The following is a 20199-nucleotide window of genomic DNA, read 5'->3' as shown; positions in this document are numbered from 1 at the left end:
GTGAAAGCTGTATTCGGACGAATGCGGTTTTCGCGCAAGCTAGTTATGATTGGAGGCGGGATCCTGCTTTTGGCGGGTGCGACCGGCTCTGCTGCCGTATTTATCGGCAGCGAGCGGCTGCTCGGCCCATCCTATGCCTCCACCAACGGGCTTTCCTGCGACGCGGTCCAGACGGTCAATATCCGCAAGAACGGTTCCCTTTGGGTCCGCAAATTCATTCGTACCCAGGGCGGTGACGGCACAGAGCGGCTGAAGACTGCGCTTCGTGTCGCAAGGGCGGTTTACGACAAGCAGAAACCCGATCTGGTTCAGGTCTCCGTGCTCGATAAGAACGGTCCGCAGCTGCGCTCGGAAATGCGTGGCCGTTCCATTGCCGCACAGGTGGTTTTCATTCCCGATCCGGCAAAAATTCCCGAAGGCGCGGATGCCCATCGTTATTCGGCCTTTTATTACGATGGCGCCGCCAATGCCAGCGGCCAGTTTTACGGCCTGCGCATCGATCTGCCGCTGGAAGATGCCGAGGCGCTGGCGGCAGGCCTCAGCGATTCGGCCGATTGTGCGACCCCGGCTCTGGATGGCGGTTCTGAAGGCCATGAAGCAAAACCCGCGAAAACTGCGACGGGACACGGCGAAACCAAAGATGACGGCGCGGGCGGCCACGGCGGCGCGCCGGCGGAAGCCAAAGACGGCGGGGCCGCCCATGGCGAAACCCCGTCTCCCGAAGCGCATGGCGAACCGGCTGCCGACGAACTTCTGACCTCGACGCCGGAAGCCGATGGCGGCAGCATCTTCAGCCTGTCCTATCTGAAATCGCTGATCTTCGGCAAAGGCTCGACAACCGCACAGGCGGCGGAAGAAAAGCCGGCTGCCGAAAATGCGCCGGCGGAAGAACCCGGTGCGGAGAAAAAGGCCGCGAGCCACTAAGCGGGCGAGGGCGGTTTCTCCCCCGAACCCTGCCGTGGCTCGCATCTGACCTGTCATATATCCGGCCCGATCCGAAGTCGGCCAGCCGGATTTGGAAATTTCTTCCGTTTGTTGACGATTGCCGGAGAGAAACTCTGCGACAGGGCGGCAAAGGCGGCAATGCGGGCGATCAGCTTTTCCCGATCGCCCTTTGTCACGGCTTCGTAGCTCTCGATCTCGTCGATATAACCCGTCAACCAGTCTTGATATTTGCCTTCGTTCCAAAGGCGCTCAGTCGCAAACACCGTGTCTTCCAGCCGATCATAGGCAACGAGCGTCCGTCGCCAGCGATGCTCGTCGAAATCCAGCGCGCCGTTGGCGAAGAGCGATCCGACCTCGAGGCCGTAACTCATCAGCTTCGCAGAGCGTTCCGGCGGCATGGTGAGGTTCAGCCCGCCTTCCTCTTCGTTGAGGAAAACGCGGGCGATACGTTCTCTCTGGCCCGGCATGGTGGCGAGCGATTGATCCTGCCAGTCCTTCGCCGAACTGAGGATGCTGCCGAGAAAGCCGCTCATTTTTTCCATCTTGTGAACGGGCACGCCGATCCCTTCGCCCGCCGCCTGCGGGATCGTAACGCGCTTGCCGCTGCCGGCGATGGATTTCGGCAATTCATCGAGGCTAAGCGCGAAAGTGGGGCGCGACGGAAGCAGGGCATCGAAAAGATGAATGGGAAAGTTGCTGCTGATGCCGCCATCGGAGAACCAGATTTTCGCCTTCATGACGGGCCGCGCTTTGCCGCCGAGACGCTGCAGGATATCCAGCGTGCCGCGATCGTTGGTATAGGCCGGAATGGCCTTGAACAGCACCGGAAAGCTCAGGCTCATGCGCGTTGCGATGATGACCGGCAACTGGGCGGGCTCCGGAAAAGCCTTGAGTTCGGGAAAGGGGCCGCCCGGTGTTGCGATCTGCTTCAGCCAGTTCATCACGGCCGCGGGAAAGAGCTGGCTCCATTCCGTCGGGTCGTAAGCCACCATGAGACTGGTGGTCGGAAGCGTGTGCGGCCGTCGCATCGACAGGTTCGTCGTGACCATTTTCAGATTGATGACCGGCTTCTCCGGCTCCGCGCCGATGAGGTCGCCGAAGGTCAGCGGTGGCGCGGTTGCGGCGTCGCTGCCGAAAGCGATGTCCTGGATCGATGCATGAAGCCATTCCGTCAGGCCCGGAACCTCGGCATCGGAAACCGTCAGTCCCGAGCAGAAACCGAAGCCGTCTCTTGGCAACCGGTAGAAAACCAGCCACAGGATCTGGCCGAGGATGCCGGCCAGCATCCCCACCAATCCGCCGAGAACCGACCCGGCCCAACCGCCGCCCAGAACCCACAGGGCGCCGGTGCCGATGACAATGCCAACTATGGCTGCCAGCGGAAAAGCCAGGAGCAGGCCCAAAACCTTGCCCGGCCAGCCGCCGGCCTGCGCCCACAGCAGGTAACGCATCAGCGGGCGAAAACGGCGCTGCGGCTGGAAAAGCCTGTCCAGAATGGTGGGTATCGTGTCGCAATGAGCCTGCAGGCGGGTGAAGCCATCCGGATCGTTTCTGACCGTGCGGGAATATTCCGCTGCCGCCGCAAAGGCGGCGGCAATCGCCCCGGCCGATGTGCCGCCTATCGAGCGGAAGCGATATCGGCGCGCCAGTTCCAGAACGGCATAGGGATAAACGACACCGGAGGTGATGCCGCCTTTCATCACCACGTCGCATTCCTTTTCAGGTGCGGCGAACATATCGGGCTGGTATCTGGGAAGCTCATTCTCGGGCATGCGTATCTCCCCCCCGGCGGCTCCTGATCGAAAGCCGTCAAACACAGTGCGAATGATGGAGAATGGGTATCACAAGTTGAGGCGATATCGCCAGTATATTCTACTGAAAGTTAAATAAACTGACGCGATCCGTTCGCTGAAAGCCGGATAATTACTTGCGAGCGTCTATGTATGGAGAGGAAAACCGACAGACAAACGGGGCGAAACCTCGCCACACTCTCCGACGTCAAGAAAATACGCCCCTTCGCCACTGGCGAGAGAATCGGGGCGCGGAAGGCGGCCGCGAGGCCGCCCCGGGTTTCGTCCGATCAGTCCGCCTTGTTACGGCGGGCCGGGAAGAGGATGACGTCGCGGATCGACGGGGCATTGGTCAGAAGCATGATCAGGCGGTCGACGCCGATGCCGAGGCCGCCGGCGGGCGGCATGCCCTGGTCGATGGCGTCGAGGAACTCGTCATCCAGCTGCTTGTCCTTTTCACCGCGTGCGTGCGCCTGCTCCAGCTGCTCCACCATGCGGCGGCGCTGTTCTTCCGGATCGTTGAGTTCGGAGAAGGCGTTGCCCACTTCCCAGGCGTTGCAATAGCTTTCGAAACGCTCGACGAGGCGCGGTTCGCCCGGCACTTCCTTTGCAAAGGGCGAAATGTCCTTCGGGAAATGCGTCACATGGCTCGGCTGGATCAGCGTGCCTTCCACCTTTTCTTCAAAGATGAAGGCAAGGCATTCACCCCAGGTCCAGTCCTTTTCGACAGCGAACCCAGCAGCCTTGGCGGCAGCGCGGGCTTCTTCGTCGGTCTTGAGGGCAAGGAAGTCGATACCGGTCGCTTCCTTCACCGCGTCGGGCATCGGCACGCGCTTGAACGGGCCCTTGAAGGAAATCGTCTGGCCCTGGAATTCAACTTCGGTCGTGCCGTGCAGGGCAATCGCCAGCGTCTCGAACAGCCGCTCCACGAGACCCATGATGTCTTCGTAGTCGGCATAGGCCCAGTAGCACTCCATCATGGTGAATTCAGGATTGTGCCTGGTGGAGACGCCTTCGTTGCGGAAGTTGCGGTTGATTTCGAAGACCTTGTCGGTCAGGCCCGAAACCAGCGTGCGCTTCAGGAACAGTTCCGGCGCGATGCGCAGATACATGTCCATCTTCAGCGTGTTGTGGAAGGTCTTGAACGGATCGGCCGTCGCGCCGCCATAGATGGTCTGCAGCATCGGCGTTTCCACCTCGAGGAAGCCTTCGGCCTCCATGAAACGGCGAATGCCGGAAAGAATCTTCGAGCGCTGCAGGAAGCGCAGCTTGGATTCCTCGTTGGAGAGAATGTCCAGATGACGCTTGCGGTAACGCAGCTCGATGTCGGAGACGCCGTGCCACTTTTCGGGCATCGGCAGCAGCGACTTCGTCAGCATGGTGATTTCTTCGGCATTGATCGTCAGCTCGCCGCGCTTGGTGCGGCGTACCTTGCCGGTCACGCCGATGATGTCGCCGATATCGATCATCGGCAAAAGGTTGCGCGCCGCTTCCGGAGTCGTATCCTTGTGGGAGAAGATCTGCACCTTGCCGGATGCATCGTGGATGTCCATGAACATGCCGGAATTGCGCGAGGAATAAACGCGGCCGGCCACCGTCACCGTATCGCCGGTTTCGACGTCGGCTTCGATATCGGCATATTTTTCCGCGAGCTCCGCATTGGTCAGCGTGCGGTGGAAATGCGCCGGATAGACATCGCCGATCTGCTCGCGCAGCAGCGCGAGTTTCTGGCGGCGCACTTCGGTGGCGTCGGAGGAGAGGGCGGTGGTTTCGGTCGTCTTGTCGTTCATCGTATTCGCCTTCAGCGGGCTTGTTCGTTGCGGTTACCCTGTGCGCTCCGGGCTTACCCCCTCTGTCCTGCCGGACATCTCCCCCTCAAGGGGGAGATCAGATGCCGCGCCCACCCGTTCCATGGGCAAGGTGTCAGCCGCTTGTCGATCTCCCCCTTGAGGGGGAGATGCCCGGCAGGGCAGAGGGGGTAAGCCCCAAGCAGAGGGGGTATTCTAGGATGCCGGCGTCACCGCCAGCACGTCATCATCAGCTTCCGCTGCCAACCATCGTGGCCACAACGGCAATCGCCATCTTCAACCGCTGGCGCACAACGGAGCGGCCAAGCAGCGCCATCGAGTCAAACAGCGGCAGCGAGCGCGAGGAACCGGACATGGCCACGAAAAGCGGCGGCGTCACGACGCGCAGCTTCTTGCCCGTGCGTTCGGCAACATCGCGCAGTTCGGCCTCGATCGCTTCCACGTTCCAGTCCGGCATCTTCTCGAGGTCGGCGGCAACCGTCGTGAGGATCTCGTGGATTTCCTCCGGTTTGCTCTTCAGCCCGGCAAAGGAAGCCGGCGTCAGGCCGACATCGCTCGCCAGCAGGAAGCCTGCAAGGTTCGGCAATTCGCCGAGTCTTGAAATGCGGCTCTGGGCAAGCTTCAGACCTTCGGTCAGGCGGGCATTTTCCATCGCCCATTCCAGCGTGCGGGCAATGAACTCCTCCGGCGAAAGCTTCTCGCGCAGCCAGCGGCCGTTCAGCCAGTCCAGCTTCTGAATGTCGAAGATGGCGCCGGCCTTGGACAGCGCTTCCGGATCGAACTTCGCCGCCAGCTCGTCCATGGTCAGAAGTTCTTCGCCTTCGGCGATCTGGATGAAGAACAGGCCAAGGAAGTTCATCAGCGCTTCCGGCAGGTAACCGAGCGCGGAATAATAGGAGATCGAGGTCGGGTTCTTGCGCTTGGAAAGCTTCGACTTGTCGGCGTTGCGCATCAGCGAGAGATGCATGAACACCGGCTGGTCCCAGCCGAAATAACGGTAAAGCAGGATGTGCTTCGGCACGGATGCCAGCCACTCTTCGCCGCGCGCCACATGGGTGATCTTCATCAGATGGTCGTCGATGACGTTGGCCATGTGATAGGTCGGCATGCCGTCGGCCTTGATCAGCACCTGCATGTCGACCGAATCCCACGGGATCGAGACATCGCCATAAACGCCGTCATGGAAATCGCACGAACCTTCGGTCGGGATTTTCATGCGCACGACGTTGGGCTCGCCGGCGGCGACGCGGGCGGTGACTTCTTCGGCCTTCAGGTTGAGGCAGTGGCCATCATATTTCGGCGGCTTGCCGGCGGCGCGCTGAGCTTCGCGCATCTGCTCCAGCCGCTCGGGCGTGCAGAAACAGCGGAAGGCATGGCCTTTTTCGAGAAGCTCTTCGGCATAGGGCCAGTACATGGCCTTGCGCTCGGACTGGCGATAGGGACCGTAGGGTCCGCCGACATCGGGGCCTTCCGACCAGGTGAGGCCGGTCCAGCGCAGCGCTTCCAGCACCTTCTGCTCATATTCAAGGGTCGAGCGGGTGGCGTCGGTATCCTCGATGCGCAGGATGAACTCGCCGCCGTGTTTCTTGGCGAAGAGATAGTTGAACAGCGCGATATAGGCGGTGCCGACATGCGGCTCGCCGGTGGGGGAAGGTGCGATGCGGACGCGAACGCCGGAAGTGGTCATGAAATTCACTCGTCGTGACGTGGCAGTGACATCGGGGCGGTTTCACCCTTCTGTCACGATGTTTTCGTTTGGATGCGGCAGGAAATCATGTTGGAAGACGCAATGAAAGCGCCTTTTGCACATTCCCGTTCGGCTTCGGCTTAGGCCATATTCTGCCGCAGGCGTCAAGGAAATACGAAGCCCGCGCTGGTTCAGGGCCCTAGCTGAGAGTCCTAGCTCACTGGCCAGACGTAAAGCAGCATGGGAATGCTGGCGATGACGATCATGATCGACAGCGGCAGGCCAAGGCGCGGATAGTCGCTGAAGCGATAACCGCCGGGGCCCATGACCAGCGTGTTGCACTGGTGGCCGATGGGGGTGAGGAAATCGCAGCCCGCGCCGATAGCCACCGCCATCAGGAAGGCCTCCGGCCGGAAACCGAGTGTGGTGGCGAAACCGGCGGCGATGGGGGCCATGACCAGCACGGTGGCGGCATTGTTGAGAAAGGGCGTCACTGCCATGGCGGTGAGCAGGATCATGCCGAGCGCCGCAAAGGGCGGCAATCCCTGCGCGGCATGGCCGAGCCATGCGGCGATCAGTTCGCTTGCCCCGCTGGTACGCAGGCTGTCGCTGACGGGAATAAGGGCGGCGAGCATGACGAGGATCGGCCCGTCGATGGATTTATAGACTTCGGTGAGCGGGATGGCGCCGACGACGATCATCATGAACGCGGCGGCGAAAAAGGCGACGGAGACCGGCACCAGCCCGCTGCCGGCGGCGATCATGGCGGCGGCGAGCACGATGACGGGCAGAAGCGCGCGGCGCTGCACGCCCAGCAGGATTTCCCGCTGCGCCAGCGGCAAGAGCGAAAATTCCTGCAATACCTGCGGCAGGTTCTTGCGGCTGCCCTGCAAAAGAATGACGTCGCCCGCCTGCAATGTCAGCTCGGAGAGCCGCTGGCTGACGCGCTGGCCGCGCCGGCTCACCGCGATCAGATTGACGCCGCGCGTATAGGAGAGCGAAAGCTCGCGCGCGGAAATGCCGCTCAGCACCGATTCATTGCTGATCACCGCTTCCATGGAAATGAGATCGGCGGTTTTTTGGCCGTTTTCCATCAGCGGCTTGCCGGAAAGCAGAAGCTTCGCCTGCGAGACGATGCGGTCCAGCCCCTCCGGGCTTCCTTCGAGAAGAATCGTGTCACCCGCCTTCAGCGTCACGTCGGGGAAGGGGGAGATGCGCCGCGGTCCGCGCAGGATGGTGCTGGCGATCACATCGCCGTCGGCCTGTTTCAGCAATTCGCGCAGCGGCTTCTCCGCATGGGTGCTGTCGGCGGGCAGGGTGGCTTCAGCGGTATAGGCGGACTGGTCGAGAATATCCTCCACCGATGCCTGCTGGCGGTTGCGCACCGGCAGCAGCCGGTAACCGAAGGTCAGGAAGATGATGCCGATGACGGTCAGCCCCGCGCCGACGGGGGTGAAGTCGAACATCGAAAAACTCTGTCCCGTCATCTCCTCGCGCAGCCGCGAGACGACGATGTTGGGCGAGGTGCCGATCTGCGTCATCAACCCGCCCAGCAGGGCGGCGAAGGCCATGGGCATCAGATAATAGGAGACCGGGCTGCCGGATTTGCGGGCGAACTGGAAGGCGACCGGCATCATGATGGCGAGCGCGCCGATATTCTTGATGAAGGCCGACATGACGGCGACGACGATCATCAGGAAGGCCAGCTGCAGGCTCTTGGAGTGCATTTCGGGGAAATATTTCTTGATCGTCATATCGACGATGCCCGACCGCGCCACCGCCGAGCTGACCACCAGCGCACTGCCGACGATGATGACGATATCGTCCGAAAAACCGGAAAAAGCTTTTTCGAAAGGCACGACGCCGAGTGCGACAGCCACGAGCAGCGCACTGCAGGCGACGACATCGTAACGCAGCCTGTCCCAGATGAACGCGACCATCATGCCGGCGATGACGGTGAAGGCGAGGATCTGGTCTGTCGTCATGCTGGCTTATGCTTTCGAAGGAGAGACGGCGGGAATGACTCTATCGATGAGGATATCGAAGAACGCAAGCCGGGGTGAAGCGGTTCCGGGCTGGATGTCATTCCTGTCTCTTCGTCATGCCGGCCGTGAGCCGGTATCCAGCCGCCGCAGCCCTCACGTGACGAGAAGAGTTTTTCAGCCCAAGGACTTGGGCTGGCTGGATGCCGGATCAAGTCCGGCATGACGGAGCGCAGGCATCGTCAGAGAAGAAAATGGGCAATGTCGTCCCAGGCTGGATTGAGATCTTCAATCAACTTGATCTTCCATGCCCGCGGCCAGTTTTTTATCGTCTTTTCTCTCGCAATTGCGTCCGTAACGAGATCGTATGTTTCAAACCACACAAGCGTCTTAACGCCATAACGGGTTGTGAATCCGGGCGTCAGGTTGTTCTGATGTTCATATAAACGGTGAGAAAGGTCGCTTGTTACGCCAGTATAGAGCGTACCGTTTCTTTTGGATGCAAGAATATAAACGTAACCTTGGCGCATGAGAAAAGCATGCGCAAAGGTCATTGTTTTTGGCAAGAGGCGAAATTATTTCCGTCATACCGGACTTGATCCGGTATCCAGCCGCCGCGCGTCTGCGCGGCGAGAAGAGTTTTTTCAGCCCAAGGACTTGGGCTGACTGGATGCCGGATCAAGTCCGGCACGACGGAAGGAAGTGCGGTCAATGCGCCTCTTCCGCACTCGCCTTCTTCCGACGCCTCGCATTGCGGGCCAGCATGTTGAGCAGCTCCACCAGCGCCGAGAACGCCATGGCGGCATAGACGTAGCCCTTCGGAACATGGAAGCCCATGCCTTCGGCGATCAGCGTCGTGCCGATCATCATCAGGAAGGCGAGCGCCAGCATGACGATGGTGGGGTTGCGCTCGATGAAGTTGGCGAGCGGCGTTGCGGCCAGCAGCATGACGGTGACGGCCACGATGACCGCGACGATCATGATCGGCAGATGCGGCGTCATGCCGACGGCGGTGATGATGCTGTCCACCGAGAAGACGAGGTCGAGCAGCAGGATCTGGCCGATGGCGGCACCGAAATTCATGCCGACGGGGCCGCCCACCATGTCTTCCTTGTGGTCTTCCGGGTCGACATTGTGATGGATTTCCTTGGTGGCCTTCCACATCAGGAAGAGACCGCCGGCGATAAGAATCATGTCCTTCCAGGAGAAGGCGTGGCCGAAGAGTTCGAAGACCGGTGTGGTGAGCTGCACGATCCATGCGACGGTGCCGAGCAGGCCGAGACGCATGATGAGCGCAAGGCCTATACCGATCTTGCGGGCTTTTTCGCGCTGTTCGGGCGGCAGCTTGTTGGTGAGGATGGAGATGAAGATCAGGTTGTCGATGCCGAGCACGACCTCCATGACGATCAGCGTGACGAGCGCCACCCAGGCGGCGGGGTCAGATAGAAGAGGGAGAATGGACTCCATCAGGTAGGTTTTCCTTTCAGCAACAAGGCCAGCCGAAACATTCGGTGGGTGGAATTTATAGCGCAATACGCGAGAAACAAGGAGTTGATGGCTCCGGGGCGCAAGATTTCATCGAAATTTCGCGCAGACCGCGTATTGGCGTTCACGCCGTTGCAAGTGCATTTCCAGGAAAAGTGGCCCGCGGTTTTCCGTCCGGGAATGCTCCGAAACAAAGAGCTGGAGTGTTTTCGCGATTCGGAGAAAAGCGAAAAAACTCTAAATGATCTCAGGCCTTGTCGGTTCCGTAGGCGGCCATGAATACCTTGATGGCGCTGGCGATCACCCGGTCCAGTTCTTCTTCCGGAACCGGGCCTTCGATCTCTCCGAACAGGCGCAGCTTGAAGAAGGTGCCGGTGGAAAGTTCGATATATTGCCGGGCGGCCAGTTCCACGTCATCGACCTTCAGATGGCCGAGCGCGACATGGTGCTCGATGAAATCCTGAAGCACGGTACGGACATTGTTGGGTGCGGCGATGAAGAAGCGCTGCGCCAGCTTCGGCATGCGGTCGATGACGCCGATGACCGAGCGCATGGCCGGGACCATGTCCGAGCAGATCATCTTGTTGGCGAAGGCCTTGCCGAATTGTTTCAGCCCGTCGCGCACCTCTTCGGTGCCGGCCAGAATATTGCGCATGGAGGTGGCGAATTCCTGCCGGTGCTGGTCGACCAGCGCCGCGAACAGATCCTCCTTGTTGGAGAAATAGACATAGATCGTGCCCTTGGAAACGCCCGCTTCACGCGTGATGTCGTTCATGCTGGCCGCATCGAAACCTTTGCGCTTGAACACACGCCAGGCGCCCGCCAGAATCTGCTCGCGTTTGGCCGGGTCTTCACCCGCCGCAAAACGCCCGGCGGCATTGCCCGGACAGCCCGTTTCCGTTTCCGTCTCCATATCCCTGTCTTCACCTGCCATCGCTACCGTCTCTTAGCATCGCAATGGCGTAAAAAAAATTAACCGAACGTCGAACCAATCGGTTCGATAACACTTGATATGTGTCAGGAAAGAGATTATGTCAATCGAACCGAACGGTTCAGTTCGAAAAACTTTCTTCAATTTATCACGGTAAGCTCCCATGTCGGCCCAGAAGAATAGCGCGGTTCGCGCCGTCAACGATGCGGAAGAGGCGGATATCTCCGCCAAGGCCGAGACCTCTCCGGCAAAGCCGGCTGAGGCCGCGCCGCCGCAGCCGCCCCAGACCATCGCGGCGCCGAAGCAGAAGAAGCGTTCGAAGCTTCTGCCGGTCATCGCCGTTGCCCTTCTCGCCGGCGCCGGCTGGTACGGTTACAACTGGTGGGTCGACGGCCGCTTCATGGTCTCGACGGACGACGCCTATATAGAAGGCGATATCGCCGTCATCGCACCGAAGGTTTCGGGCTATGTCGCCAAGGTGAACGTGGTCGAGAACCAGGAAGTCAAGGCGGGCGATCCGCTGGTGACGCTGGACGATGGCGATTATCGCATTGCGCTCGATCAGGCCGAAGCCCAGATCCGCACCGAAGAACTGTCGCTGAAGCGCATCGATGCGCAGATCGTCGGCGGCGAAGCTTCGCTGGAACAGGCCGTCGCCCAGAAGGGCGCGCTGGATGCCGCCCTTCGCGGTGCCGAAATCACCCAGAAGCGCGCCAGCGAGCTGCAGGCGAAGGATGTCGGCACGGTTGCCGCTTCCGACAATGCGCAGGTCGCGCTCGATCAGGCCAGGGCGAATGTCGTGGCGGGCGATGCCGCCATCTCCTCGGCCAAGGCCAATGTGGAACTCCTGCGCGCCCAGCGCGAGGAAGCCGAAAGCACGATCCGTTCGCTGCAGCTTTCCCGCGACAAGGCCGCCCGCGATCTTTCCTTCACTGTTCTGAAGGCGCCCTATGACGGCGTCATCGGCAATCTGGCGGTTCAGAACGGCGATCTGGTTTCGGTCGGCAAGCGTCTGGCTTCGCTGGTGCCGATGAACGAGCTTTATATCGACGCCAATTTCAAGGAAACGCAGCTTGCCCGCGTCGTGCCCGGTTCGAAGGTGCGCGTGCATGTCGACGCCTTTGACGATGCGACGATCGAGGGCACGGTGCAGTCGATTTCGCCCGGCTCGGGCTCGGTCTTCTCCATGCTGCCGCCGGAAAATGCGACCGGCAACTTCACCAAGGTCATCCAGCGCGTGCCGGTGCGCATTGTCTTCTCGAAGGAAGACCTCGCCAGGCACAATCTGCGCGCCGGCCTCAGCGTCGTTGTCGATGTCGATACCCGCACGGCGCCGGAAACCACGAAAACCGCGCAAGTTAACCCGGAAGCCAAGTAAGGCGCATCGCTGATGCGCCGTTGAGGTCAAGATCATGGCGGCTACGGTTGTCGGTACGGGCGGGGCGTCCATCCCCGCCGATCCCCCGATGGACAGGCGCAGGCTCATCGCGTTCTTCGCGATGGTCTTCGGCATGTTCATGTCCATCCTCGACATTCAGATCGTCTCCGCGTCGCTCGCGGAAATCCAGGCGGGCCTCGGCGCGGGTTCCGATGAGATCGCCTGGGTGCAGACGTCCTATCTGATCGCCGAAGTCATCATGATCCCGCTGTCGGGCACGCTGGCGCGTATTCTCTCCACGCGCGTGCTCTTCGCCACCTGCGCGGCCGGCTTCACCATATCGAGCGCGCTCTGCGCCACAGCCACCAATATCGACCAGATGATCGTCTACCGCGCGATCCAGGGCTTTATCGGCGGCGGCATGATCCCCTCCGTCTTCGCCGCCGCCTTCACGATCTTCCCGCCCTCGAAGCGTTCGGTCGTCTCGCCGATCATCGGTCTCGTCGCCACGCTTGCGCCGACCATCGGCCCGACTGTCGGCGGTTATCTCTCCAATGCCTTTTCCTGGCACTGGCTGTTCCTCGTCAACATCATCCCCGGCATCATCGTCACCATCCTCACCTGGAGCCTGATCGATTTCGACAAGCCGGAAAAGTCGCTCTGGAAGAAGTTCGACTGGTGGGGGCTGATCTCCATGGCCGTCTTCCTCGGCTCGCTGGAATATGTGCTGGAAGAGGGCAACAACAAGGACTGGTTCAACGACGAGCATATCGTCATGGGAACGGTCGCCATGGTCATCGGCGCGGTCGTGTTCTTCTGGCGCGCCTTCAAGGTGGAATTCCCGGTCGTGGATATCCGCGCCTTCGCCGACCGCAACTTCTCCATCGGCTCGCTGTTTTCCTTCGTCATGGGCATCGGGCTTTACGGGCTGACCTATCTTTACCCGCTCTATCTCGGCCGGGTGCGCGGTTACGATGCGCTGATGATCGGCGAGACCATGTTCGTCTCCGGTCTAGCCATGTTCTTCACCGCGCCGATTGCCGGCAAGGTCTCCACCAAGCTCGATCCGCGGGCGATGATGGCCATTGGCTTCATCAGCTTCGGCTGCGGCACATGGATCATGACGCATGTGACGACCGACTGGGATTTCTACGAGCTGCTGATCCCGCAGATCCTGCGCGGTTTCGGCCTGATGATGTGCATGGTGCCGATCAACAACATCGCGCTCGGCACCCTGCCGCCGGCCCGCATCCGCAATGCGTCCGGCCTGTTCAACCTCACCCGTAACCTCGGCGGCGCGGTCGGTCTTGCCATCATCAACACCATGCTGTCGCAGCGCACGGACGACCATTATGTGCGGCTGGCCGAACATGTGAGCTATTCCAACCCGCAGGCGCTGGAATGGCTGAACAGTGTCGGTGCCAACTACGATTCCTACGGGCTGGACGGCGCGTCCGTCGCCGTCAAGAAACTGGTCGGCATGGTCTCGCAGCAGGCATGGATATTGGCCTTCGCGGATGTGTTCTTCGCGCTGACGCTGTTGTTCTCGAGCCTGATCTTCATGACCGTACTGATCCAGAAACCCAAGGCAGCGCCGCCGCCAGACGCGGCGCACTAACAAGAATCCCCTCCCATCCACCGCAGAGCTGGGGTCGTCGGAAATGACGGCCCCTTTTTTGTTTTGAATACGGAGCGAGCGAGGGCGGCATATTTCTTCTCCCCGCCGGGGAGAAGGTCGCGGCAGCGGGATGAGGGGGCGCGCGCTCGGTCTATCGCTGGGTTGCCCCCTCATCCGACCCTTCGGGCCACCTTCTCCCCCTCGGGGAGAAGAAACGCGCGGCGCCGTTTCGCGAAGAGCCGCCAACCCGATACCGCCTTTCCGCGAAATATGAGGTACGTACATCATTTTTCAGTTTACCTCGACTGCAAAGCTGGATATGCAAGGGGAGGGAGGAGCCATGAAGCCGACAGTTCACGATATCGCAGAGCGGGCGGGCGTCAGCCTCGCCACCATCGACCGGGTGCTGAACATGCGCCCCGGCGTGCATGCCGCCACCCGGGCGCGGGTGGAGGCGGCGATTGCCGAGCTTGGTTATGTGCGCGATATTGCCGCTGCCAATCTGGCCAAGGGCCGCAATTATTCGCTGGTCTTCATCCTGCCGGGCAATGACAATTCCTTCATGGCGACGCTGCGCGCCGAAGTGCGGGCCGCAGCGGCGCGGGCGCATCTGGAGCGCACGGCGATCCGCGTCATCGAGGTGCCGCCCTTCAATGCCTCCGCGCTGACGGAGGCTCTGGAAGTCGCGCGGCGGGAAAAGCCCTCGGGCGTCGCCTTCGTCGCCACAGATTCCGAAGATGTGGCGGAAGCCGCCGACCGGTTGGCCGAAGACGGCATCGCCACGGTGACGCTGGTGTCCGATCTTTCCGGTTCGCGGCGGGATCATTATGCCGGCGTGGACAACGTTGCGGCCGGGCGTACGGCGGCGAGCCTGATGGGACGTTTTCTCTCCGGGCGCGGCGGCGATGTCGCGGTTGTCGCCGGCTCCATGCTGGTGCGCGACCATCGCGAACGTCTGGAAGGATTTCGCGCCGTCATCGAATCCGAGTTCCCGCAATTGCGGTTGCTGCCGGTGCTGGAGGGCAGGGACGATCCGCTGACCGTCGAGACGCTGGTGCGCAAGGCGCTCGGCAATGCCGCGCTCTCCGGCATCTACAGCCTCGGCGCGGGCAATCGCGGCCTCATCCGCGCGCTTGGCGCGGCCGAGGGCGAAAGAGCGCTTTCGGTCATCGCCCATGAGTTGACGGAAAACACCGCCAATGCGCTGCGGGAAGGGCTGCTGGATGCCGTGCTCAACCAGGATGCCGGCCACGAGGTACGCAGCGCCATCCGCGTCTTGAAGGCGCGGGCCGACGGTCTGCCCGTCATCGCCGCGCAGGAACGTATCCGTATCGACATATTCCTCAGGGACAATCTTCCCTGATGAGAGCATTTCCAGGAAAAGTGGCCGCCGGTTTTCCGTCCGGAAATGCGGCTACTTTTAAAAAACGCTGAAAGCGGCGCATGGCGCGCCGGAATGGAGAAATACATGTATCTCGGTCTCGATCTTGGCACATCCGGCGTCAAAGCCCTGCTGATGGACGGCGATCAGAAAATCATCGGCTCGGCCAACGGCTCGCTGGACGTTTCGCGCCCGCATCACGGCTGGTCGGAACAGGACCCGGCCGACTGGATTGCCGCGACGAAAACCGCCGTTGCCGGCCTGAAGCAGAAGTTTCCGAAGGAGCTTGCCGCCGTCAAGGGCATCGGCCTTTCCGGCCAGATGCATGGCGCGACGCTGATCGATGCGGCTGGCAAGGTGCTGCGCCCCTGCATCCTGTGGAACGACACGCGCTCTTATGCCGAGGCCGCAGCGCTGGATGCCGATCCGCGTTTCCGCAAGATCACCGGCAACATCGTTTTCCCTGGCTTCACCGCGCCGAAACTTGCCTGGGTGGCGAAGAACGAACCTGAAATCTTCGCGAAAGTGGCCAAGGTGCTGCTGCCGAAGGATTATCTGCGTCTGTGGCTGACGGGCGAATACATCTCCGAAATGTCCGATTCCGCCGGCACCTCCTGGCTCGATACCGGCGCGCGCAAATGGTCTTCCGAACTTCTCGCCGCCACCGGTCTGGATGAAAAACACATGCCCTCGCTGGTGGAAGGCACGGATGAGGCGGGCGTGCTGCGCGCCGAACTTGGCTCCGAATGGGGCATTTCCGGCCGCGCCGTCGTTGCCGGCGGCGCGGGCGACAATGCCGCTTCCGCCTGCGGCATGGGCACGGTGAGGCAAGGCCATGCCTTCGTGTCGCTCGGCACATCCGGCGTGCTTTTCGCCGCCAATGCATCTTACCTGCCGAAGCCGGAAAGCGCCGTGCACGCCTTCTGCCATGCGCTGCCCAATACCTGGCACCAGATGGGCGTCATCCTCTCCGCCACCGATGCGCTGAACTGGTATTCGCGCCTCACCGGCCAATCCGCCGCCGATCTGACCGGCGAGTTGGGCGAGACGCTGCTTGCACCGACCGGTGTCACCTTCGCGCCCTATCTCTCTGGCGAGCGCACACCGCACAACGACGCCGCCATTCGCGGTTCCTTCATCGGCCTTTCGCATGAAAGCGACCGCAAGGCGCTGACCCAGGCGGTGCTGGAAGGCGTGACTTTCGCGATCCGTGACAATCTCGAAGCGCTGAAGTCGGCCGGCACATCCATCTCCCGCGTCACCGCCATCGGCGGCGGCTCGCGCTCGGCCTATTGGCTGGCCTCCATCGCCACCTCGCTCGGCGTGCCCGTCGATATTCCAGCCGAGGGCGATTTCGGCGCCGCCTTCGGTGCGGCCCGCCTCGGCCTCATCGCCGCGACCGGGGCCGATCCGGTGGCGGTCTGCTCGCAGCCGGAAACGGCGCGGACCATCGAGCCGGTGGCGGCGCTGGCCGGCGCCTATGAGGAGGCTTACCGCCGCTATCATGCGCTTTATCCGGCTATTCGGGCGCTTTCGCATTGAGACACGGCGTGTGCGGCTTCACCCCCCTCTGCCCTGCCGGGCATCTCCCCCTCAAGGGGGAGATCAGCAGGACGCTATCTATCGCTCCATACTCAGCCTCGCATGAGGACGAGATGTAGCCGCTTGTCGATCTCCCCCTTGAGGGGGAGATGCCCGGCAGGGCAGAGGGGGTGAGCCACACCCTCCAACCTATACCGCACACCATCTAAACCCACCCCAAGAGGAGGATCACCATGAGCACAGGTTTCTTCGGCGATATTGCCAAGATCAAATATGAAGGCCCCGACAGCACCAACCCGCTGGCCTTCCGTCATTACAACCCCGACGAAATCGTCGCCGGCAAGCGCATGGAAGATCACCTGCGCTTCGCGGTGGCCTATTGGCATACCTTCACCTGGCCGGGCGGCGACCCCTTCGGCGGCCAGACATTCCTGCGCCCATGGTTCGAAGATACGATGCAGGCGGCGAAACTGAAGGCGGATGTGGCTTTCGAATTCTTCTCGCTGCTCGGTTCGCCGTTCTACTGCTTCCACGACGCCGATGTGCGCCCGGAGGGCCGGAACTTTGCGGAGAATACCAAGAACCTCAACGAGATCGTTGATTATTTTGCCCAAAAGCAGGCCGATACCGGCGTGAAGCTTCTGTGGGGTACGGCGAACCTCTTCTCCAACCGTCGCTTCATGTCGGGTGCGGCGACCAATCCGGACCCGGATGTTTTCGCTTTCTCCGCCGCGACCGTGAAGACCTGCATGGACGCCACCAAGAAGCTCGGCGGCGCGAACTATGTTCTGTGGGGCGGCCGCGAAGGTTACGAGACCCTGCTCAACACCGATCTGTCGCGTGAACTCGACCAGCTCGGCCGCTTCCTCAATCTGGTGGTGGAGTATAAATACAAGATCGGCTTCGAAGGCACGATCCTGATCGAGCCGAAGCCGCAGGAGCCGACCAAGCACCAGTATGACTACGACGTCGCCACCGTTTACGCCTTCCTGCAGAAGAACGGTCTGGAAAAGGAAGTGAAGGTCAATATCGAGCAGGGCCACGCCATTCTCGCCGGCCATTCCTTCGAGCACGAACTGGCGATGGCCAATGCCTTCGGCATTTTCGGCTCCATCGACATGAACCGCAACGATTACCAGTCCGGCTGGGATACCGATCAGTTCCCCAATAACGTGCCGGAAATGGCGCTGGCTTATTACCATGTTCTGGCCGGTGGCGGTTTCAAGAACGGCGGCACCAACTTCGATTCCAAGCTGCGTCGTCAGTCGCTCGATCCGCAGGACCTGCTGATCGGCCATATCGGCGGCATGGATTGCTGCGCCCGCGGCCTGAAGGCGGCGGCGAAGATGATCGAGGACGGCGCGCTTTCGAAGCCGCTCAAGGACCGTTATGCCAAGTGGGAGGAGCCGGAAGCCCAGAAGATGCTGCGCGGCGAACTGAAGCTGGAAGAGATTGCCGCCCTGGTCGAGCGCGAGGATATCAATCCCGAGCCGAAGTCCGGTCGTCAGGAATATCTCGAAAACGTGGTCAATCGTTACGTTTGACGCGATGGAGGGGATGGCAACGTCGCCCCCTCATCGCCTCGCTACGCTCCGGCACTTCTCCCCGGCGGGGAGAAGAACAAGCTCCACACTCCTTGCCACGCTGAGGGCACGGCATATTTCTTCTCCCCGCCGGGGAGAAGGTGGCCCGAAGGGCCGGATGAGGGGGCTTGCTCTCCGTTCTGCTCCAAAAGATGCGGAAAACTCTGCGCCAGCATTCCATCCTTTTCAGCCACTTCCGAAAAAATCCTTCCCCACTCATCCCCATCTCCCCCTTTGGCCGCATCATTCCTCCCGCAACCGGAACGGAGGGGCGATACGCGCGGCGCCTTTCGCGAACCGGAGGCCGGCATCGACAAGCATGGTTCTGGCAGACCGTGTTTCGGAAAGGCATTCCGCCGGGCCAGAGGCGGGAAGGACCGATCCGATAGGTGCCGTGAAAAGGCTGTGACCGATGGGCTGCCCAGGCTGCCCTGATGATACGGCCCGGTGAATGCTACGACTTCCACCACCTCCCATCTCCCACCCGCATTCGCCGGGTCGATGCCTTGCGCCGCCGGCAAACCGCTGCGGCGGTACGCCCGCATGCAAAGCGCTTTGGACTTGTTAACTGCGCATCCTGAAACGTTGTAGATTCCTGCCGCCCACGACTGTACCTGTCGGCCGACATGGTCTAAACCGCTGCTGATCTTTTCACGCTCGATGGACAGAGAAGGGCCTCGTAGATGACCGATCCCAAAACGCTAGCCGCCCGTTTCCCCGGCGATTTCCTGTTCGGTGTCGCGACCGCCTCTTTCCAGATCGAAGGCTCCACGAAGGCGGATGGCCGCAAGCCCTCCATCTGGGACGCCTTCTGCAACATGCCGGGCCACGTCTTCGAGCGTCACAATGGCGATATTGCCTGCGATCATTATAATCGCTGGGAGCAGGATCTCGATCTCATCAAGGACATGGGTGTCGAGGCCTATCGGTTCTCCATCGCCTGGCCCCGTATCATTCCGGATGGTTTCGGTCCGATCAACGAAAAGGGGCTCGATTTTTACGACCGCCTCGTCGATGGCTGCAAGGCGCGCGGTATCAAGACCTATGCGACGCTTTACCATTGGGATTTGCCGCTGACGCTGATGGGCGACGGCGGCTGGGCCTCGCGCTCCACCGCGCACGCCTTCCAGCGATACGCCAAGACCGTGATGGCCCGCCTGGGCGACCGGCTGGATGCGGTGGCGACCTTCAACGAACCCTGGTGCGCGGTGTGGCTCAGCCATCTTTATGGCATTCATGCGCCGGGCGAGCGCAACATGGAGGCGGCCCTTGCCGCCATGCATCACATCAATCTCGCCCATGGTTTCGGCGTGGAAGCCTCCCGCCATGTCGCGCCGAAAGTGCCGGTGGGGCTGGTGCTGAACGCCCACTCCGTCATCCCGGCTTCCGATAGCGAGGCCGATCTCAAGGCCGCCGAACGGGCCTTCCAGTTCCACAACGGCGCGTTTTTCGATCCGGTCTTCAAGGGCGAATATCCGGCCGAGATGATGGAAGCGCTGGGAAGCCGCATGCCGGTGGTGGAGGCGGAAGACCTCGCCATCATCAGCCAGAAGCTCGACTGGTGGGGCCTGAATTATTACACGCCGATGCGCGTTGCCGACGATGCGACACCGGGCGCGGAATTCCCCGCGACCATACCGGCCCCGGCCGTCAGCGATGTGAAGACAGATATCGGCTGGGAGGTCTATGCCCCGGCGCTGCAGTCGCTGGTCGAGACGCTCTACAAGCGTTACGACCTGCCGGAATGCTACATCACCGAAAACGGCGCCTGCTATAATATGGGCATCGAAAACGGTGAGGTGGATGACCAGCCGCGGCTCGACTATTACGCCGAACATCTCGGCATCGTCGCCGATCTCATCCGCGAGGGTTATCCGATGCGCGGTTATTTCGCCTGGAGCCTGATGGATAATTTCGAATGGGCCGAGGGCTATCGCATGCGCTTCGGTCTCGTGCATGTGGATTACGACACGCAGGTGCGCACGCTGAAGAACAGCGGGAAGTGGTACAGCGCGCTGGCTTCGGGCTTTCCCAAGGGGAACCATGATGTGACGAAGGGGTGATACCTC

At 61.3% G+C, this 20199-nt stretch carries 14 protein-coding genes; 7 read left to right on the top strand and 7 right to left on the bottom strand.

What is annotated here, in order from left to right; all coding sequences use genetic code 11:
* Positions 1-21: 21 nt before the first annotated feature.
* The gene (locus tag O3W47_RS01100; protein ID WP_269313693.1) at positions 22-924 is read left to right on the top strand and encodes a hypothetical protein; all 903 of its coding nucleotides are present in this window, start codon (positions 22-24) and stop codon (positions 922-924) included.
* A gap of 53 nt (positions 925-977) precedes the next feature.
* On the opposite strand, the gene O3W47_RS01095 is transcribed toward O3W47_RS01100, so the two are convergent.
* From O3W47_RS01095 to O3W47_RS01065, 7 genes are all read right to left on the bottom strand, one after another.
* On the bottom strand, positions 978-2717 hold the full coding sequence (locus tag O3W47_RS01095; protein WP_269312731.1) for a patatin-like phospholipase family protein: 1740 nt from the start codon (positions 2715-2717) through the stop codon (positions 978-980).
* 308 nt (positions 2718-3025) lie between these two features.
* Complete coding sequence (lysS, locus tag O3W47_RS01090; protein ID WP_269312730.1) at positions 3026-4525, bottom strand: lysine--tRNA ligase; 1500 nt, start codon at positions 4523-4525, stop codon at positions 3026-3028.
* A 247-nt stretch (positions 4526-4772) separates the two neighbouring features.
* Positions 4773-6230 (bottom strand): glutamate--tRNA ligase, encoded by a 1458-nt coding sequence (gene gltX / locus O3W47_RS01085; protein WP_269312729.1) that lies wholly within the window; start codon positions 6228-6230, stop codon positions 4773-4775.
* Between the two features lie 212 nt (positions 6231-6442).
* Complete coding sequence (locus tag O3W47_RS01080) at positions 6443-8215, bottom strand: SLC13 family permease (protein WP_269312728.1); 1773 nt, start codon at positions 8213-8215, stop codon at positions 6443-6445.
* 239 nt (positions 8216-8454) lie between these two features.
* Positions 8455-8766 carry a GIY-YIG nuclease family protein gene (locus O3W47_RS01075; RefSeq protein ID WP_080857900.1) on the bottom strand — a complete coding sequence of 104 codons (312 nt, stop codon included), beginning with the start codon at positions 8764-8766 and terminating at the stop codon, positions 8455-8457.
* Positions 8767-8920: 154 nt separating this feature from the next.
* Positions 8921-9679, bottom strand: a complete 759-nt coding sequence (locus O3W47_RS01070) for a TerC family protein (protein WP_127758079.1) — start codon at positions 9677-9679, stop codon at positions 8921-8923.
* A gap of 265 nt (positions 9680-9944) precedes the next feature.
* A complete protein-coding gene (locus O3W47_RS01065; RefSeq protein WP_080820634.1) occupies positions 9945-10631 on the bottom strand; it encodes a TetR/AcrR family transcriptional regulator in 687 nt (228 codons plus the stop codon).
* A gap of 160 nt (positions 10632-10791) precedes the next feature.
* Here O3W47_RS01065 and O3W47_RS01060 point away from each other — a divergent pair, with 160 nt between their 5' ends.
* From O3W47_RS01060 to O3W47_RS01035, 6 genes are all read left to right on the top strand, one after another.
* Positions 10792-12006, top strand: a complete 1215-nt coding sequence (locus tag O3W47_RS01060; RefSeq protein WP_080820635.1) for an HlyD family secretion protein — start codon at positions 10792-10794, stop codon at positions 12004-12006.
* 34 nt (positions 12007-12040) lie between these two features.
* Complete coding sequence (locus O3W47_RS01055; protein WP_003520997.1) at positions 12041-13624, top strand: DHA2 family efflux MFS transporter permease subunit; 1584 nt, start codon at positions 12041-12043, stop codon at positions 13622-13624.
* Between the two features lie 340 nt (positions 13625-13964).
* Complete coding sequence (locus O3W47_RS01050; RefSeq protein ID WP_003520998.1) at positions 13965-14987, top strand: LacI family DNA-binding transcriptional regulator; 1023 nt, start codon at positions 13965-13967, stop codon at positions 14985-14987.
* A gap of 105 nt (positions 14988-15092) precedes the next feature.
* Positions 15093-16547: a xylulokinase gene (gene xylB / locus O3W47_RS01045; protein ID WP_269312727.1), complete on the top strand. Its 1455-nt coding sequence runs from the start codon at positions 15093-15095 to the stop codon at positions 16545-16547.
* A gap of 233 nt (positions 16548-16780) precedes the next feature.
* Positions 16781-18091, top strand: a complete 1311-nt coding sequence (xylA, locus tag O3W47_RS01040; protein WP_080820641.1) for a xylose isomerase — start codon at positions 16781-16783, stop codon at positions 18089-18091.
* A gap of 722 nt (positions 18092-18813) precedes the next feature.
* Positions 18814-20193 (top strand): GH1 family beta-glucosidase, encoded by a 1380-nt coding sequence (locus O3W47_RS01035; protein WP_127758076.1) that lies wholly within the window; start codon positions 18814-18816, stop codon positions 20191-20193.
* The last annotated feature ends 6 nt before the right edge of the window (positions 20194-20199 follow it).

Origin of the sequence: Agrobacterium sp. LMR679 (assembly GCF_027157905.1) — a bacterium.
Lineage (GTDB): Bacteria > Pseudomonadota > Alphaproteobacteria > Rhizobiales > Rhizobiaceae > Agrobacterium > Agrobacterium leguminum.
The sequence above is the reverse complement of the archived record's forward strand: the minus strand, read 5'-3'. Positions and strand labels throughout refer to the sequence as shown.

Excerpts from the sequence above, each read along its gene's own strand:
- O3W47_RS01100 (WP_269313693.1), top strand. The coding sequence starts at position 22 with ATGCGGTTTTCGCGCAAGCTAGTTATGATTGGAGGCGGGATCCTGCTT.
- O3W47_RS01095 (WP_269312731.1), bottom strand. The coding sequence starts at position 2,717 with ATGCCCGAGAATGAGCTTCCCAGATACCAGCCCGATATGTTCGCCGCA.
- lysS (WP_269312730.1), bottom strand. The coding sequence starts at position 4,525 with ATGAACGACAAGACGACCGAAACCACCGCCCTCTCCTCCGACGCCACC.
- gltX (WP_269312729.1), bottom strand. The coding sequence starts at position 6,230 with ATGACCACTTCCGGCGTTCGCGTCCGCATCGCACCTTCCCCCACCGGC.
- O3W47_RS01080 (WP_269312728.1), bottom strand. The coding sequence starts at position 8,215 with ATGACGACAGACCAGATCCTCGCCTTCACCGTCATCGCCGGCATGATG.
- O3W47_RS01075 (WP_080857900.1), bottom strand. The coding sequence starts at position 8,766 with ATGACCTTTGCGCATGCTTTTCTCATGCGCCAAGGTTACGTTTATATT.
- O3W47_RS01070 (WP_127758079.1), bottom strand. The coding sequence starts at position 9,679 with ATGGAGTCCATTCTCCCTCTTCTATCTGACCCCGCCGCCTGGGTGGCG.
- O3W47_RS01065 (WP_080820634.1), bottom strand. The coding sequence starts at position 10,631 with ATGGCAGGTGAAGACAGGGATATGGAGACGGAAACGGAAACGGGCTGT.
- O3W47_RS01060 (WP_080820635.1), top strand. The coding sequence starts at position 10,792 with ATGTCGGCCCAGAAGAATAGCGCGGTTCGCGCCGTCAACGATGCGGAA.
- O3W47_RS01055 (WP_003520997.1), top strand. The coding sequence starts at position 12,041 with ATGGCGGCTACGGTTGTCGGTACGGGCGGGGCGTCCATCCCCGCCGAT.
- O3W47_RS01050 (WP_003520998.1), top strand. The coding sequence starts at position 13,965 with ATGAAGCCGACAGTTCACGATATCGCAGAGCGGGCGGGCGTCAGCCTC.
- xylB (WP_269312727.1), top strand. The coding sequence starts at position 15,093 with ATGTATCTCGGTCTCGATCTTGGCACATCCGGCGTCAAAGCCCTGCTG.
- xylA (WP_080820641.1), top strand. The coding sequence starts at position 16,781 with ATGAGCACAGGTTTCTTCGGCGATATTGCCAAGATCAAATATGAAGGC.
- O3W47_RS01035 (WP_127758076.1), top strand. The coding sequence starts at position 18,814 with ATGACCGATCCCAAAACGCTAGCCGCCCGTTTCCCCGGCGATTTCCTG.